At 59.1% G+C, this 15842-nt stretch carries 13 protein-coding genes; 4 read left to right on the top strand and 9 right to left on the bottom strand.

What is annotated here, in order from left to right:
- Positions 1 to 5: 5 nt before the first annotated feature.
- Both lptE and leuS read right to left on the bottom strand, forming a co-directional pair.
- Entirely contained in the window at positions 6 to 554 is a 549-nt protein-coding gene (gene lptE, locus ASD46_RS15980) for an LPS assembly lipoprotein LptE (RefSeq protein WP_414890567.1), read from the bottom strand.
- Complete coding sequence (leuS, locus tag ASD46_RS15975; RefSeq protein ID WP_003516514.1) at positions 544 to 3174, bottom strand: leucine--tRNA ligase; 2631 nt, start codon at positions 3172 to 3174, stop codon at positions 544 to 546. The genes lptE and leuS overlap by 11 nt, the downstream gene beginning before the upstream one ends.
- Positions 3175 to 3367: 193 nt before the next feature.
- Between leuS and ASD46_RS15970 the strand changes: the two genes are divergently transcribed.
- The gene (locus tag ASD46_RS15970) at positions 3368 to 4027 is read left to right on the top strand and encodes a YggS family pyridoxal phosphate-dependent enzyme (RefSeq protein ID WP_025594632.1); all 660 of its coding nucleotides are present in this window, start codon (positions 3368 to 3370) and stop codon (positions 4025 to 4027) included.
- Positions 4028 to 4136: 109 nt separating this feature from the next.
- Here the strand turns inward: ASD46_RS15970 and ASD46_RS15965 are convergent, their stop codons facing one another.
- Positions 4137 to 4841, bottom strand: a complete 705-nt coding sequence (locus ASD46_RS15965; RefSeq protein WP_025594631.1) for a DUF1013 domain-containing protein — start codon at positions 4839 to 4841, stop codon at positions 4137 to 4139.
- A 232-nt stretch (positions 4842 to 5073) separates the two neighbouring features.
- Between ASD46_RS15965 and acs the strand changes: the two genes are divergently transcribed.
- Positions 5074 to 7029 carry an acetate--CoA ligase gene (gene acs / locus ASD46_RS15960; RefSeq protein WP_003516521.1) on the top strand — a complete coding sequence of 652 codons (1956 nt, stop codon included), beginning with the start codon at positions 5074 to 5076 and terminating at the stop codon, positions 7027 to 7029.
- A 106-nt stretch (positions 7030 to 7135) separates the two neighbouring features.
- Here acs and ASD46_RS15955 read toward each other — a convergent pair whose 3' ends face one another.
- The 6 genes from ASD46_RS15955 to ASD46_RS15930 form a co-directional block, all read right to left on the bottom strand.
- On the bottom strand, positions 7136 to 8143 hold the full coding sequence (locus tag ASD46_RS15955; RefSeq protein ID WP_003516523.1) for a TRAP transporter substrate-binding protein: 1008 nt from the start codon (positions 8141 to 8143) through the stop codon (positions 7136 to 7138).
- 36 nt (positions 8144 to 8179) lie between these two features.
- On the bottom strand, positions 8180 to 9457 hold the full coding sequence (locus ASD46_RS15950; RefSeq protein WP_019566002.1) for a TRAP transporter large permease: 1278 nt from the start codon (positions 9455 to 9457) through the stop codon (positions 8180 to 8182).
- A 4-nt stretch (positions 9458 to 9461) separates the two neighbouring features.
- On the bottom strand, positions 9462 to 9992 hold the full coding sequence (locus ASD46_RS15945) for a TRAP transporter small permease (protein WP_003516529.1): 531 nt from the start codon (positions 9990 to 9992) through the stop codon (positions 9462 to 9464).
- Positions 9993 to 10108: 116 nt separating this feature from the next.
- Positions 10109 to 11269 (bottom strand): fumarylacetoacetate hydrolase family protein, encoded by a 1161-nt coding sequence (locus ASD46_RS15940; RefSeq protein WP_025594629.1) that lies wholly within the window; start codon positions 11267 to 11269, stop codon positions 10109 to 10111.
- A gap of 202 nt (positions 11270 to 11471) precedes the next feature.
- Positions 11472 to 12188, bottom strand: a complete 717-nt coding sequence (locus ASD46_RS15935; RefSeq protein ID WP_003516533.1) for a FadR/GntR family transcriptional regulator — start codon at positions 12186 to 12188, stop codon at positions 11472 to 11474.
- Positions 12189 to 12307: 119 nt separating this feature from the next.
- Positions 12308 to 13753 (bottom strand): FAD-binding oxidoreductase, encoded by a 1446-nt coding sequence (locus ASD46_RS15930; RefSeq protein WP_003516535.1) that lies wholly within the window; start codon positions 13751 to 13753, stop codon positions 12308 to 12310.
- 200 nt (positions 13754 to 13953) lie between these two features.
- Between ASD46_RS15930 and denD the strand changes: the two genes are divergently transcribed.
- Both denD and ASD46_RS15920 read left to right on the top strand, forming a co-directional pair.
- Complete coding sequence (gene denD, locus ASD46_RS15925; RefSeq protein WP_003516536.1) at positions 13954 to 14940, top strand: D-erythronate dehydrogenase; 987 nt, start codon at positions 13954 to 13956, stop codon at positions 14938 to 14940.
- The gene (locus ASD46_RS15920) at positions 14937 to 15839 is read left to right on the top strand and encodes an NAD(P)-dependent oxidoreductase (RefSeq protein WP_025594627.1); all 903 of its coding nucleotides are present in this window, start codon (positions 14937 to 14939) and stop codon (positions 15837 to 15839) included. The genes denD and ASD46_RS15920 overlap by 4 nt, the downstream gene beginning before the upstream one ends.
- Positions 15840 to 15842: the final 3 nt, after the last annotated feature.

The following is a 15842-nucleotide window of genomic DNA, read 5'->3' as shown; positions in this document are numbered from 1 at the left end:
CGCTCTCAGCGGCCAAGGGTGGCGGCGATATCGGTACGGATAATTTCAGCCAGTTCCCGGGCCGCACGGTTTTCTGCGTCGCGGATCGCCCTGATCTTGGCGAATTCCTGCTGTGGCAGATCCACCTGCGCCGTTACGCTACGCCGCGCGGAGCGCATGATCTGGCCGTCGGAAATACGCGTCAGGACGTAATTACCGTTCATCACAACACGGCCTGGGTAAGGGCCGTTATAATTGCTGTTGGTACTGGTCGTCAGATCGTAGTTCTCGACTTCCGTGGACGTGGCGCTCGAGCTTACGGATAACTTGACGTTGTACTGAGCCGTAGCCGGTTCACCCGCACCGCCGGACACCAGGAAGATCAGCTGATTGCGCACTTCCTGCGTTATCCGGTCGCCGGCATTCGAGATGCTGACAGCCGCCAGTCTCTCCTTGGTTCCGGAAGCCTCGCCGTAAAGCGGGCGGACCTGGCAGCCTGCCAGAACACCGGCCATCATCACGACGGAAACTGCTGCCGCAACGCGGCTCCATCTCGAAAAAACGTCAGACAACAATGTTCACAATCCTCTGCGGAACCACGATGACTTTTTTGGGCTCGCCACCGGCAAGAATGGATTTGACGGCATCCAGCGCAAGGGCAGCCGCTCGGACCGCATCTTGATCCGCATCGCGCGCGATTGTCAATTCGCCGCGCTTCTTGCCGTTGACCTGAACGGGCATGACCACATCGTTTTCCTCGACCAGCGAGGGTACAAAAGTTGGCCACGGCGTCTGGGCGACGAGACCCTCGTTACCCAGCGCCGACCAGCATTCTTCGGCCAGATGCGGCGTCATGGGGGCAATGATGCGAATGAGGATTTCGACGGCATCACGCGCCGCCGCCTTGACGTCATCAGGCTTGCCACCAGCCGCGACATCCGCCAACGGAGCTGCGAGCGCGTTGACCAGTTCGTAGATGCGGGCGATCGCCTTGTTGAAGGCAAGCTTGTCCAGATCCTCCTGAACGGCCTTCAGCGTCTTGTGGGCCGCCTTGGATACTGCCAGGCCCTCGCCCTCGCTCGCGGGCTTCGGCGTGACGCTCTTCAGTTCGGTTGCGACTTCGCCGATGATGCGCCAGACGCGCTGTACGAAGCGGTTTGAGCCTTCCACGCCGGCTTCGGACCAGATGACGTCGCGGTCGGGCGGAGAATCCGACAGGACGAAGAAGCGAGCGGTATCCGCACCGTAGGATGCGATGATGTCATCCGGATCGACCACGTTCTTCTTCGACTTCGACATCTTCTCGATCGAGCCGATCTTCACTTCCGCACCGGAGGACAAGAGGAATGCCCGGCGGGCACCGTCAGTCTCTTCGATGCGCAGGTCGGCGGGCGCGACCCATTCACGGGTCAGGCCTTCACCGTGGCTGTAGGTCTCGTGCACAACCATGCCCTGCGTGAAGAGGCCCTTGAAGGGCTCCTTGACGCCGACATGGCCGGTCTCGCGCATGGCGCGGGTGAAGAAGCGCGAATAGAGCAAGTGCAGAATAGCATGCTCGATGCCGCCGATATACTGGTCCACCGGCAGCCAGTGGTTTGCGGCCTTCGGATCCGTCGGCTCATCTTCCCAAGGCGCGGTGAAGCGCGTGTAGTACCAGCTGGAATCGACGAATGTGTCCATCGTGTCGGTTTCACGGCGTGCGTCATGGCCGCATTGCGGGCAGGCAACGTGACGCCATGTGGGGTGGCGATCCAGTGGGTTGCCGGGCACGTCGAAGGTCACGTCGTCGGGCAGCTTGACCGGCAGGTCCTTCTTCGGAACCGGAACTACGCCGCAGACTTCGCAATGGATGACGGGTATCGGGCAACCCCAGTAACGCTGGCGGGAAATGCCCCAGTCGCGCAGGCGGAAATTGACCTTGCGCTCGGCCTGCGGCGTGTTGCCCAGCGTCTGGGCAGAGAGCTTCTGCACGACCGCCTCAAAGGCGTCAGTCGTGTTCATGCCGTTCAGGAAGCCGGAGTTGATCATCACGCCATCATCGGTGAAGGCGACGTCTTCAATTGTGAAGCTGGCAGCGTCGGGGCCTTCCGGCGCAACGACGGCCACCACCGGCAAATCGTATTTACGGGCGAAATCCAGATCGCGCTGGTCACCCGAAGGGCAGCCGAATATCGCGCCGGTGCCGTAGTCCATCAGCACGAAGTTGGCGACATAGACCGGCAGTTCCCACGTCGGGTCCAGCGGATGTACGACCTTGACGCCGGTATCGATACCCTTCTTTTCCGCTGTTTCCAGCGCTGCGAGAGACGTGCCATGGCGGCGGCATTCGTCGCAGAACTCGGCAATATCAGGGTTCTTCTCCGACAGCTCTCTTGCCAGCGGATGGTCGGCGGCGATTGCCAGGAAGGATGCGCCGAACAGGGTGTCGGGACGCGTGGTATAAACGGTGATATCGGCAAAGCCTTCCGGCACTGTGCCAGCAACGGTCTGCCAGCGCAGCGACAGGCCTTCAGAGCGGCCGATCCAGTTCTTCTGCATCAGGCGTACTTTTTCCGGCCACTGATCCAGCGTGTCCAGCTCGTCCAGCAGATCCTGGCTGAAATCGGTGATTCGGAAGAACCACTGCGTCAATTCGCGCTGTTCGACCAGCGCGCCGGAACGCCAGCCGCGGCCGTCGATGACCTGCTCATTGGCCAGAACGGTATGGTCGACCGGATCCCAGTTGACCTTGGACTGCTTGCGGTAGACCAGACCCTTTTCCATGAAATCGACGAACAGCGCCTGCTGGCGGTGGTAATATTCCACATCGCAGGTCGCAAATTCGCGGGTCCAGTCCAGCGACAGGCCCATGGATTTCAGCTGGCCACGCATGGTGGCGATGTTCTGATAGGTCCAGTCCTTCGGGTGAACCTTGTTCTGCATAGCCGCGTTTTCGGCAGGCATGCCGAAGGCGTCCCAGCCCATGGGGTGCAGAACGTTGAAGCCGCGCGCGCGCTTGTAGCGCGCAACGACATCGCCCATCGCGTAGTTGCGGACGTGGCCCATGTGAATGCGTCCCGACGGGTAGGGAAACATCTCTAGAACGTAATACTTCTCGCGCGGATCGCTGTTGTCGGTCACGAAAACCTTGTCTTCGTTCCATTTCTGCTGCCAGCGCGGCTCGGCGTCGCGAGGATTGTAACGTTCGATGGCCATTGTTTAGAATTCCGGGTATCGAGGGGAAAAATTTGCGCTGACCTTCACCATGAAACGACCGGGGCGTCAAGTTTGGCGGGGCCTCCGGGCGTTCAATCTTGGCCAGCGTGCCTCAAATGGTGCTAAACCCGCTTGGCATCAAGGCAATCGGCGTCTAGTTAGCGTTCAGAATGTTACAAATAGAGGTCCTGTGATGGAAATCGAAGCACGTCTTGAGGATGTCAGGCAACGCATAGCGGAGACAGCGGAAAAGTCCGGCCGCAAGGCGACGGATGTTTCTCTCGTCGCCGTCTCGAAGACGTTCGATGCGCAAGAGATCCAGCCGGTCATCGACAGCGGCCAGCGCGTGTTCGGCGAGAACCGCGTACAGGAAGCGCAGGGCAAGTGGCCTGCGCTTAAAGAAAAGACATCGGGTATAGAGCTGCACCTGATCGGGCCGCTGCAATCCAACAAGGCGGCGGATGCCGTTGCGCTGTTCGACGTCTTACAGAGCGTTGATCGGGAAAAGATCGCCCGTGCGCTTTCCGAGGAATGCGTCAAACAGGGCCGCAGCCTTCGTTTTTATGTGCAGGTCAATACCGGGCTGGAGCCACAGAAGGCTGGCATCGATCCACGCGAGACCGTCGCCTTCGTGGCTTTTTGCCGGGACGAGCTGAAATTGTCGGTCGAGGGCCTGATGTGCATTCCGCCTGCGGATGAAAATCCCGGTCCGCATTTTGCGCTTCTGGCGAAGCTTGCCAGACAATGCGGCCTCGAGAAGCTCTCCATGGGCATGTCGGGGGACTTCGAGACAGCGATAGAATTCGGCGCCACCAGCGTGCGTGTCGGCTCGGCAATCTTCGGTGCCCGCTAGAGCATTTCCGGTAAAAGCGCATAGCCGGTTTACTGGAAATGCCCTGAAGCTCTGAAAACAAAAAAACCCGGCACGACGGCCGGGTTTTCATAAACGGAAAGACTTTCGATCAGTAGTGATCGTCCTCGTCTTCGTCCTTCGGAGCCGATTTCAGCGAGCTGAGCTTCTTGAAGACGGCGTCCGCGTCGATCTGCTTTTCTTCTTCGTCGCGCTGGAAGTTGTAATCCAGACCTTCCGTCGCCGTTGCCGGCTGCAGCGTGTTGCCAAGCTCTTCTGATGTCGGCAGCGGTCGGCCGCGCGATGCGCGTTCAACTTCAAGATCGAGATCGATCTGGCTGCAGAGACCAAGCGTTACCGGGTCCATCGGGGTGAGGTTTGCCGAGTTCCAGTGGGTGCGGTCGCGGATCTGCTCGATGGTGGATTTGGTGGTGCCAACAAGACGCGAAATCTGCGCGTCCTTCAGCTCAGGATGATTGCGGACCAGCCAGAGAATGGCGTTCGGACGATCCTGACGCTTGGAAACCGGCGTGTAGCGCGGGCCACGGCGCTTGGATTCCGGCACACGAACCTTTGGCTCGGAAAGCTTGAGCTTGTGGTTCGGGTTGCCTTCAGCGCGGGCGATCTCGTCGCGGGAAAGCTGTCCGGTCGCGATCGGGTCGAGGCCCTTGATGCCCTGCGCGGCTTCACCGTCGGCGATTGCCTTGACTTCGAGCGGATGCAGTTTGCAGAACGTGGCGATCTGATCGAACGACAGCGCGGTGTTGTCTACCAGCCATACAGCCGTAGCTTTTGGCATGAGCAATTGTTGAGCCATAGATACAGTCCTTCTGTCCGTCCGCGCCGGGGTCGCGGGCGTGGTATCAACCACTGATTTCCGGGATATTGGCGCTCTATAACCGGATTGCATCATAATTGCAATTCTTTGCGAAACAAATGCCTTTGTCTAATTGCCGTGTGCATTTGAACTGCTATGAATTCAACACATGCCTGAGGTGGGAGTCTCAAGGTCGCGCATATCAAGCCATATCTGGTTCCAGGAGGAGTTCATGTCTGCCAAAATCTACCCCGTGCTCAAATCGGCGAAAGCCCGCACGCTCATCGACAATGAGCGTTACCAGAAATGGTATCAGGAGAGCGTCGAGGATCCCGAGAAGTTCTGGGACAAGCACGGCCGGCGGATCGACTGGTTCAAGCCCTATACCAAGGTCAAGAACACGTCCTTCAAGGGAAGAGTGCCGATCAAGTGGTTCGAGGACGGCCTGACGAACGTCTCCTACAACTGCATCGACCGGCACCTGAAGACGCATGGCGAACGCACGGCGATCATCTGGGAAGGTGACAATCCCTATATCGACAAGAAGATCACCTACAATCAGCTCTATGACTATGTCTGCCGCCTGGCGAACGTGCTGAAGAAGCATGGTGTCAAGAAGGGCGACCGGGTCACCATCTATATGCCGATGATACCCGAGGCGGCCTATGCCATGCTCGCCTGCGCCCGCATCGGCGCCATTCATTCGGTCGTGTTCGGCGGCTTCTCGCCGGAAGCCCTGGCCGGCCGCATCGTCGATTGCCAGTCCACCTTCGTCATCACCTGCGATGAAGGCGTGCGTGGCGGCAAGCCGATCCCGCTCAAGGAAAATACCGACAAGGCGATCGATATTGCTGCCAAGCAATATGTCATCGTCAACAAGGTTCTGGTCGTGCGCCGCACCGGCGGCAAGACCGGCTGGGCGCCCGGCCGCGACATCTGGTACCATCAGGAGATCGCCACGGTGAAACCGGATTGCCCGCCGGTGAAGATGAGGGCGGAAGATCCGCTGTTCATCCTCTACACGTCAGGCTCCACCGGCAAGCCGAAGGGCGTGCTGCACACCACGGGCGGCTATCTCGTCTATACGTCGATGACGCATGAATACGTCTTCGACTACAAGGACGGGGAGGTCTTCTGGTGTACCGCCGATGTCGGCTGGGTCACCGGCCATTCCTACATCGTCTACGGGCCGCTGGCGAACTGTGCGACGACCCTGATGTTCGAAGGCGTTCCCAACTTCCCGGATCAGGGACGGTTCTGGGAAGTCATCGACAAGCACAAGGTCAACATCTTCTACACTGCACCGACGGCGCTCCGATCCCTGATGGGGGCGGGCGACCAGTTCGTCACGCGTTCGTCGCGCGAAAGCCTGCGGCTTCTCGGCACGGTGGGCGAGCCGATCAATCCCGAAGCGTGGGAGTGGTATTACCATGTGGTCGGCGAGGACAAGAGCCCCATCGTCGATACCTGGTGGCAGACGGAAACGGGCGGCATTCTCATCTCGCCGCTGCCGGGTGCGACGGACCTGAAGCCGGGTTCGGCGACAAGGCCGTTCTTCGGCGTGCAGCCGCAGCTGGTCGATGCCGAAGGCAACGTGCTGGAGGGGCCGGCCGACGGCAATCTCTGCATCATTGATAGCTGGCCGGGCCAGTCGCGGTCCGTTTACGGGGATCACCAGCGCTTCGTCGACACCTACTTCTCGACCTATAAGGGCAAGTACTTCACCGGTGACGGCTGCCGGCGCGATGAGGACGGTTATTACTGGATCACTGGCCGCGTCGATGACGTGCTGAACGTCTCCGGCCACCGCCTCGGCACCGCCGAAGTCGAGTCGGCACTTGTTTCGCATCATCAGGTTTCGGAAGCGGCGGTCGTGGGTTACCCGCATGCCATCAAGGGGCAGGGCATTTATTGTTATGTCACGTTGATGGCGGGCCAGAGCGGCGACTATGCGTTGCGCGAGGAGCTGGTAAAGCACGTCCGCAACGAGATCGGGCCGGTTGCGACGCCAGACAAGATCCAGTTCGCGCCGGGCCTGCCGAAGACCCGTTCGGGTAAGATCATGCGGCGTATTCTGCGCAAGATCGCCGAGGATGATTTCGGCGCGCTTGGGGATACATCGACGCTTGCCGATCCCGCGGTGGTCGAAGATCTCATCGCCAACCGGCAAAACCGCACGGCGTCCTGATTTTCTGGAAGAGGCTGCTTTGGCAGCCTTTTTTCTTTTCTGTATTCGCATAGACAAAAACACCCGGAGGCTGACCTCCGGGTGTTTTAATTTTATCCAGACAGGATTACTGGCCGCGGATCTTCTTCAGGTCCGCCAGAACGGCGTCAACGACGTCGGCACCGATTTCAGCCTTGTGCTTTTCGTAGACGACCATCGACTTTTCGCGGATACGTGCCTGCTCTTCCGCAGACAGCGAGTTCACTTCAAGTCCTGCAGCCTTGATCTTTTCCAGCGACTTCTGGTTCAGTTCGCGGATGACCTTGCGCTCTTCGTCACGGCCGACGACTGCGCATTCGCGCAGGGCCGTCTGTTCTTCGGGCGTGTAGCTGTCGAAGATCGGCTTGGAGAAGAGGAAGAGGAACGGCGTGTAGGCGTGGTTCGTCTCGGTGATGTACTTCTGCACCTCGTAGAACTTGGAGGTGTCGATCGTCACATAGGGGTTTTCCTGTGCGTCGATCGCGTTGGTTTCAAGTGCCGAGAACACTTCACCGAAAGCCATCGGCGTTGCATTGGCGCCGAGGTTCTGGAAGGTGTCGAGGAAGATGTTGTTCTGCATCACGCGAACCTTCAGGCCGGAAAAGTCTTCCCACTTGTTCACGGCGTGCTTGGAGTTCGAGAGGTTGCGGAAACCGTTTTCCCAGTAGGCCAGGTTTACGAGGCCCTGTTCTTCCAGCTTCTTGTTCATCATGTCGCCAAAGGCGCCGTCCATCACGGCATCGGCTTCCTTGGCATTGGAAAACAGGAACGGCAGGTCGAAGACGCCGAGCGACGGGATCAGGCCGACGAGCGGTGACGAGGACGTAACAACCGCTTCCTGAACGCCGGAGCGCAGGGCCTGCGTCGCCTGAAGGTCGCCGCCGAGAGCGCCGCCCCAGAATGCCGTCAGCTTCAGCTTGCCGCCCGACTTGTCGTCGAGGCAGGCCTGCATGGCCTTGATGCCGTTGCCGACCGGGTGGTCCTGGTTGATGCCGTTCGAAACGCGGATGTTGCGGCTGTTGAATTCAGCCATTGCCGGGGCTGCGGCGCCCACCGCAAAAGCGATGGCCGTGGTGGTCAGAAGAAGCTTTCTCATAATATCCTCCCTTGGATTTTGGTTGAGAAGTGGCGATTAACGAAGGTACTGCAGCGGAACCATCACGATGTCCGGGAAAACCACGAGCAACGCCAGAACGATGGTTTCTGCAACGAGGAAAGGCCAGACACCGATCGTGACCTTGCCGAGCGGGATGCGTCCGACGCCTGAGACGACGTTCAGCACGACACCGACCGGCGGGGTGATCAGGCCGATGGCATTGTTGATGATGAAGAGGACGCCGAAATAGACCGGGTCGATGCCTGCCTGCTTGACGATTGGCATCAGAACGGGCGTCAGGATCAGGATGGTCGGTGTCAGGTCGAGCGCGGTTCCTACGATGAAGACCAGCACCATCATGGCAACCATCAGAAGCATCGGACGATCGATCAGCGGTTCGATATAACCGGCGACTTCGTTTGGAATGTTCGCAGCCGTGATGAGCCATGCGGAGACGAGGGCTGCGCAGACAAGGAACATGATGATCGAAGTGCTCTTGGCAGCGCGCAGAAGAACGTGGAACAAATCCGCCGGCTTCAGTTCGCGGTAGATCACCATGCCGACGAAAAGAGCGTAGCCGGCAGCGACAACGGCGGCTTCCGTCGGCGTCATGATGCCTGCCTTGATGCCGCCCAGAATGATGACCGGCATGCCAAGCGCCCAGCCGGCGCGGACCGTGGCAACCAGACGTTCCTTGCCCGAGGTCTTGGGCAGCGGCTTGATGTTATCCTTTCGGACCACGATCAGCCAGGCGATTATCAGCGAAATGCCCATCAGAATGCCGGGTACGATACCTGCAAGGAAAAGCTGGGTGATCGAAACGTTGGCGGCGACGCCGAAGACGATGAAGGCCATGGAGGGCGGAATGACCGGGGCAATGATGCCGCCTGCAGCGATGAGGCCGCCGGAGCGCGGAATGTTGTAACCGGCTTTCGCCATCATCGGGATGAGGATTGCGGCAAGGGCTGCGGTGTCGGCAGCGGCCGAACCGGAGATGCTGGCCATGATGATGGCCGCGACAATCGCCACGATGCCGAGACCGCCCCTGATATGGCCCACAAGCGCAATCGCAAAGTCGATGATGCGGCGGGAAAGACCACCGGAGTTCATCAGTTCGCCAGCCAGAATGAAGAAGGGGATGGCGAGCAGCGTGAAGGTGTCCGCGCCCGAGATCATGTTCTGGGCGATGATCGCTGTGTTGAACATGCCCATGTACCACATGAGCACGACGCCACAGAACATCAGCGAGAAAGCGACGGGAACGCCAATCGCCATGGCTCCGAGAAGAGAGCCGACAAAAACGAAAAGTGTCATGGTATCAGCGCTCCGAAAGCTGTTCGATCGTGAGGTTCTCGCCGGCGAACTGGGCGATTTCATCCTCTGTCACGCGGCCCGTCACATAACGGTAGAGGCGTTCCAGAGCGATGATGAACATCAGGCCGCCGGTGAACATGCCGATGCCGTAGACCCAGATCATCGACAGCTTGGTGACTGGCGCATGCATGCTGGCGTTGATGGCAGACTGCTTCCATGTTCCCCAGAAGAAGATGGCGGAACAGCCCAGAATAATGATGTTCGACAAGACCATGCACACGACACGGGCGCGGCGCGACAGGAACATCACGAGAGTTTCGATGCCCATATGGCTGTTTTCACGGAAGGTCAGTACGGCGCCGATGAAGGTCAGCCATACGAAGAAGTATCGCGACAATTCTTCCGAGATATTTATGCCGGAATTCATCGTGTAACGCATGACAACGTTGACGAAGACCATGATCGACATGCCGGCGAGCAGCAGGACGAGAATGATTTCGAGAATCCGGTAAAAGAGATTGATGGTCTTTTGCATTTTCCCCTCCCGAAGAAATATCTGGAGCATTTTCGACGAAGGATCGCCCTCAATGCTCCACCTATGGGTTTTCGCAATTCTGGGCGCAAAACCGCGATGCAGTTTTGCTGGATTGCCTAGAGCAGCCCGCGTTTCGCCAGGTTGCGCATGAGGGCCGCGGTGCCGAATGTCCATTCCGGGCATTCGTCTGTCGTCGTGACCCAGTTGATCAGCTTGCCGAGCTTGGGCGTGGAGATTTCGACACGGTCGCCCTTGGAGTGGGTGAAGCCGAGACCCGGGCCATGGCGGTCCTTTACCGGCGCGAACATCGTACCAAGGAAAAAGACGGCGCCGTCAGGATACTGATGGTTGCGGTTCAAGAGTTGGGAAGCGAGGTTTTCCGGCGTGCGGCTGATCGCCTGCATTGCGCTTGCACCCGTCATGGTGAAGCCGTCCTCGCCTTCGACCAGAAGCGATATCTGCGCCTTCTTCACGTCTTCGATGGTAAAGCGTCCATCAAACAGGCGGATGAAGGGACCGATTGCGCAGGATGCGTTGTTGTCTTTTGCCTTGCTGAGCAGGAGGGCGGAGCGGCCCTCGAAGTCGCGCAGGTTGACGTCGTTGCCAAGCGTCGCGCCAACGATACGGCCGTCGGAGGCAATGGCCAGCACCACTTCCGGCTCCGGGTTGTTCCACTGCGACTTCGGGTGAACGCCGATCAGCGCGCCGCAGCCGACGGAGGCCATGGCCTGCGCCTTGGAGAATATCTCCGCATCCGGACCGATGCCAACTTCCAGATATTGCGACCACAGGCCCATTTCCTGCAGCAGTTTCTTCACTTCGGCTGCTTTTTCCGAACCGGCCTCAAGTCCCTTGAGATTGTCGCCGAGAACCGGCGCCAGCCGTCCGCGTATTTCCTGCGCGCGAAGTGGATCGCCCTTGGCCTGCTCCTCGATCACGCGTTCCAGCATGCTGTCGGCGAAGGTCACGCCTGCAGCCTTGACGGCCTGAATATCGTTGGGGGCGAGAAGTTCACCAGCGGAGCCATCCAGAAAGGCCTCGAGCGCGCCAAGCGCCACGAATGTGCCGGTGTCTGCAAGCAGCTCCACCAGATCCGTCTTTTCCAGAAGTTCCGACATGGTCGGCGAAAGAGAGGTGAGGTCGTATAGCACGCCGCCTTTGAGCAGAACGGGGCAGGGGCCGCCTTCGCTTTTCGACCATACGCGGCCGACGAGCAGGGCGTTTTCAAAGTCTTCAGGCAAAATAGCGGTAGCGTCGATGGACCTTGAGCCGGTCATATATATCCTCCCCTTCAGCCCTCCGACAGCCGCCTCCTGCGGTCATATTGTCTGGATGTCTGACAACCTAATCTCATTCTTCTTAGTATGACTTTTACAGCGAGTCTAGCGGCACCGCAGACAAAATTATCGTCTTTCGCCTCTGGATTGCCGGAAAGCAGCGAAACCTGTCCTATAGCTTTGCCGTTTAAGCTTCTGCGGCTCAGAAGATATCCAGTTCCAGATTGACCCGGCTTGCTGCCCCTAGCAGATGTTTGCGCATCGCATCCTTGGCCGCAGTCGCATCGGCGCGTTCGACGGCTTCGAAGATTGCCACATGTTCGGCGATCGTCACCTCTAGGATTTCCCCGAAAATAGCACGGGAGAAGGCGATGTTGATAGCCGAGCTGATGCGTTCTGCGATAAAGCCGAGAAACATCAGGAAATATTCGTTCTGCGTCGCTTCCGCCAGAATACGGTGAAAGTCGAGATCGGCCGCAACGCCCTCCGTCGACCAGTCGTCGGTCGTTCGCATCTTTTCCAGTGCCGCCGCCAGCCGCGCCAGCTGCTGCGGGTTGCGGTGGAGTGCTGCGAGACCCGCCGCCTCGATTTCCATCGGCATGCGAAGCTGGAAGAGATCGCGGAAATTTTCCGGATCGTTCAGACGGGACCGCTCGATGCGAATGGACAGTCTCTGCCGGGGATCGGTGACGAAAGCGCCCACGCCTTGCCGTGTTTCGACAAAACCTTCGTTGCGCAATTGCGCGATCGCTTCACGGATGACCGAGCGGCTGACGCCGAAGGTTTTCGCCAGAACATGTTCCGTCGGCAGCCTGTCGCCCGGCCCGAGTTTCGAATCATTGATTTCGCGGGCGATCTCCGCGGCGATCCGGCCGGGCAGATGATCGTTGCGATGTATCTGACTGAACTCCAGCGTCATGATTGCTCCCGTTCCACAGAAACGATTGGTCCGTTTTTTCCCGCGGCAGGCGACTTCCTCCTTCGCCGTCAGCGGGGTTTTCAGAGGCGGCGTATTCCGCCGCCTTTGCTGTTTGTCGATTAGCTATCCGGTTGCAGGGTTATCTGGCAACCGGGATTCATCCGCAAATCGGGGTCAAAGGCATTTTTCAAACCCGTGATCATCCGGCGCTGCACATCAGATAGCCGGCTTTCGAAATCGGAGCGTTTCAGGCGGCCGATGCCGTGCTCGGCGCTGATGCTGCCGACGTAACGGTCAAGGACTTCGTTGACGAGGGTTTTCGATTTGTAGATGAAGGCTTCGCGCTCCTGCGGCGTTGCTCCGTTTGGCGGCAGCACGTTGAGATGGACGTTGCCGTCTCCGACATGGCCATAGGAAACCGCCAGGCATTCCGGCAGTTTTTCCGCCAGTTCAGCCTCTGCTTCGGCCACGAACGCCGCAAGTTTTGACAGCGGCACGGAAATATCGGTGCGCATATGGCTGCCGCGTAGCGCCTGACCCTCGTTCATGCCCTCGCGGAAAAGCCACAGAGATTGCGCCTGTGCTCGCGAGGAGGCGATGACGCCGTCCAGCACCAGACCGTCTTCCATGACGCCCTCGAGGAACCGTCCCATCAGGTCGGCAGTGTCTACTAGCCCCGAGCCGGAAATTTCCATCAGCACGTAGGCCGGATAATCTCCGGCGATCGGCATTTTAAGGTCAGGGATTGCTTCGATTGCGAGCGTGAAGGCGACGGGCGGCATGAATTCGAAGGCGGACATCAGGTCGCAGCATTCGCGGCGGGCGCGGCGATAAAGCTTGATGGCGTCATCCAGCGAATTGAGGCCGAGCAGTGCCGTCTCGACATGTTCTGGATTGGGGTAGAGCTTTACGGACACGGCCGTGATGATGCCGAGTGTTCCTTCCGCGCCGATGAAAAGCTGCTTCAGGTCAATGCCACGATTGTCCTTACGCAGCGTCGACAGGCCATTCCAGATGGTGCCATCAGGCAATACCACTTCGAGACCCAGCACCAGTTCGCGGGTCATGCCGTAACGCAGAACGTTGATGCCGCCAGCATTGGTGGAGACGTTGCCGCCGATGCGGCAGCTGCCCTGCGCGCCGAGCGACAGCGGAAAGAACATTCCCTTGTCCTGAACCGCATCCTTGAATTCCGACAGAATGCAGCCAGCTTCAACGACAGCCGAAAAATCGTCGCTGTCTATGGTGCGGATGGCGTTCATGCGCTCGAGGCTCAGCACGACCTGACGCTTTGGCTCATCGGGAATGCCGCCGAGCACCAGCCCGGTATTGCCGCCCTGAGGGATGATGGCGAGACCGAGTTCAGCGCAGGCGCGAACCGTATCGGAGACTTCCTTGGTCGAACGGGGGCGGATGACGGCTACCGCCGAACTGGTGACGTCGCCATGCCAGTCGCGGCAATAGCGCAGCATGTCTTCCTGCGATGTCAGCAGCAATGCCTCGCCCAGCCTGTTCTTCAGCGAGAACCGCAATTCCTCGATATCGTGTTCGCTCACGATCGTCATTCCACCCTCTCCGTCCAATCCGCCCTAAAATATCCGGGCAAAGGTCTTTCGCCCTTGCTTTTGCCGGTTTGTGAAAAAATACTATTTTCAATCAAACCATATAAGGTTATCAGACAACCTTACAAGCTAATTTATCGGTTCACGAGCCGATGATGTTTTTTCGGTCTCGGGAGAATGACCGGGCCAAAGAGGAGGAAGATATGCATATCGCAATCATCGGTGCTGCAGGCATGGTTGGCCGTAAGCTGACGCAGCGTCTCGTCAAGGATGGATCGCTTGGCGGCAAGTCGATTGACAGATTCACGCTTATCGACGTGTTTCAGCCTGAAGCGCCGGCCGGCTTCTCCGGTGCGGTTGATGCGCGCGCAGCCGATCTGTCCGCGCCGGGCGAAGCCGAAAAGCTGGTCGAAGCCCGCCCCGATGTGATCTTTCATCTTGCTGCCATCGTATCCGGTGAAGCCGAACTTGATTTCGACAAGGGCTACCGTATCAATCTCGATGGCACGCGTTATCTCTTCGACGCCATCCGCATTGCCAACGGCAAGGACGGTTACAAGCCGCGCGTGGTCTTCACCTCGTCGATCGCCGTATTCGGTGCGCCGCTCCCTTATCCGATTCCGGATGAGTTCCACACCACGCCGCTGACCAGCTACGGCACGCAGAAAGCGATCTGCGAGCTGCTGCTCTCCGACTATAGCCGTCGCGGTTTCTTTGACGGTATCGGCATTCGCCTGCCGACGATCTGCATTCGCCCCGGCAAGCCGAATGCGGCCGCTTCCGGCTTCTTCTCCAACATCCTGCGCGAGCCGCTGGTTGGTCAGGAAGCGGTTCTGCCGGTGCCGGAAAGCATTCGCCATTGGCACGCTTCGCCGCGTTCCGCTGTTGGTTTCCTTCTTCATGGTGCGACGATCGACGTGGAAAAGGTCGGTCCGCGCCGCAACCTGTCCATGCCCGGCCTCAGCGCCACCGTTGGCGAACAGATTGAAGCGCTGCGCAAGGTTGCAGGCGAAAAGGCTGTTGCCCTCATTCGCCGCGAGCCGAATGAGATGATCATGCGCATGTGCGAAGGCTGGGCGCCCGGTTTCGAAGCAAAGCGCGCCCGTGAACTTGGCTTTACGGCTGAAAGCTCCTTCGAGGAGATCATTCAGGTTCATATCGAGGACGAACTGGGAGGTTCACTGAAATGAGTGTCGGCGGGGAGGAGAAAAAGCGGTCGGTTGCCTTTATCGGCACAGGCCTGATGGGCGGGCCGATGGCCCGGCGTCTGCTGGGCGCGGGCTTTTCGGTTGCGGTGTGGAACCGTAGCGTCGAAAAGGCTGAGGCGCTGGTTGCCGATGGCGCGGTTCTCGCGGCATCGCCGGCCGAAGCCGCCAGGGGTGCCGATATCGTCATCACCATGCTGAGCGACGGTAAAGCCGTGGGCGAGGTGCTGTTCGAGGCGGGTGTGGCGGACGCGCTGGAAAAAGGCGCTGTTGTCATCGACAGCAGCTCCATTGCGCCGCCTATTGCGCGCGAACACTCCTCCCGGCTACGGGCAATGGGCATTCATCATGTCGATGCGCCGGTCTCCGGCGGTGTGCCGGGCGCAACGGCGGGTACGCTCGCGATCATGGCCGGTGGCGATGAGGCGCTGATCTCTGGTCTTACGGATTTCTTCGCGCCGATGGGCAGGCTCACCTATGTCGGCCCCTCCGGTGCGGGCCAGCTTTGCAAACTCGCAAACCAGCAGATCGTCGCCATCACCATCGGCGCGGTTGCCGAGGCGATGATGCTTGTGGAAGCGGGCGGGGCATCCCGCGAAGGGTTCCGTAACGCCATACGTGGCGGTTTTGCCGAAAGCCGGATATTGGAATTGCACGGCGAACGCATGGTGAAGCGCAATTTCGCGCCAGGCGGACCCTCCAAGTTCCAGCTCAAGGATCTGAACGGGGTGCTGGCGACGGCGAAGGATTTGTCCCTGACGTTGCCTTTGACCCAGCAGGTAACGCGGGAGTTCGATGATTTCGTCAGCGATGGTGGAGCCGATATCGACCATAGCGGTATCCTGCTTTACCTCGAAAAACTCAACAACCGGGAACAGGGCTGAGGC

This window comes from Rhizobium sp. Root491, assembly GCF_001427205.1.
Classification (GTDB): Bacteria; Pseudomonadota; Alphaproteobacteria; order Rhizobiales; family Rhizobiaceae; genus Agrobacterium; species Agrobacterium tumefaciens.
This window is presented reverse-complemented; position numbering and strand designations above follow the sequence as displayed.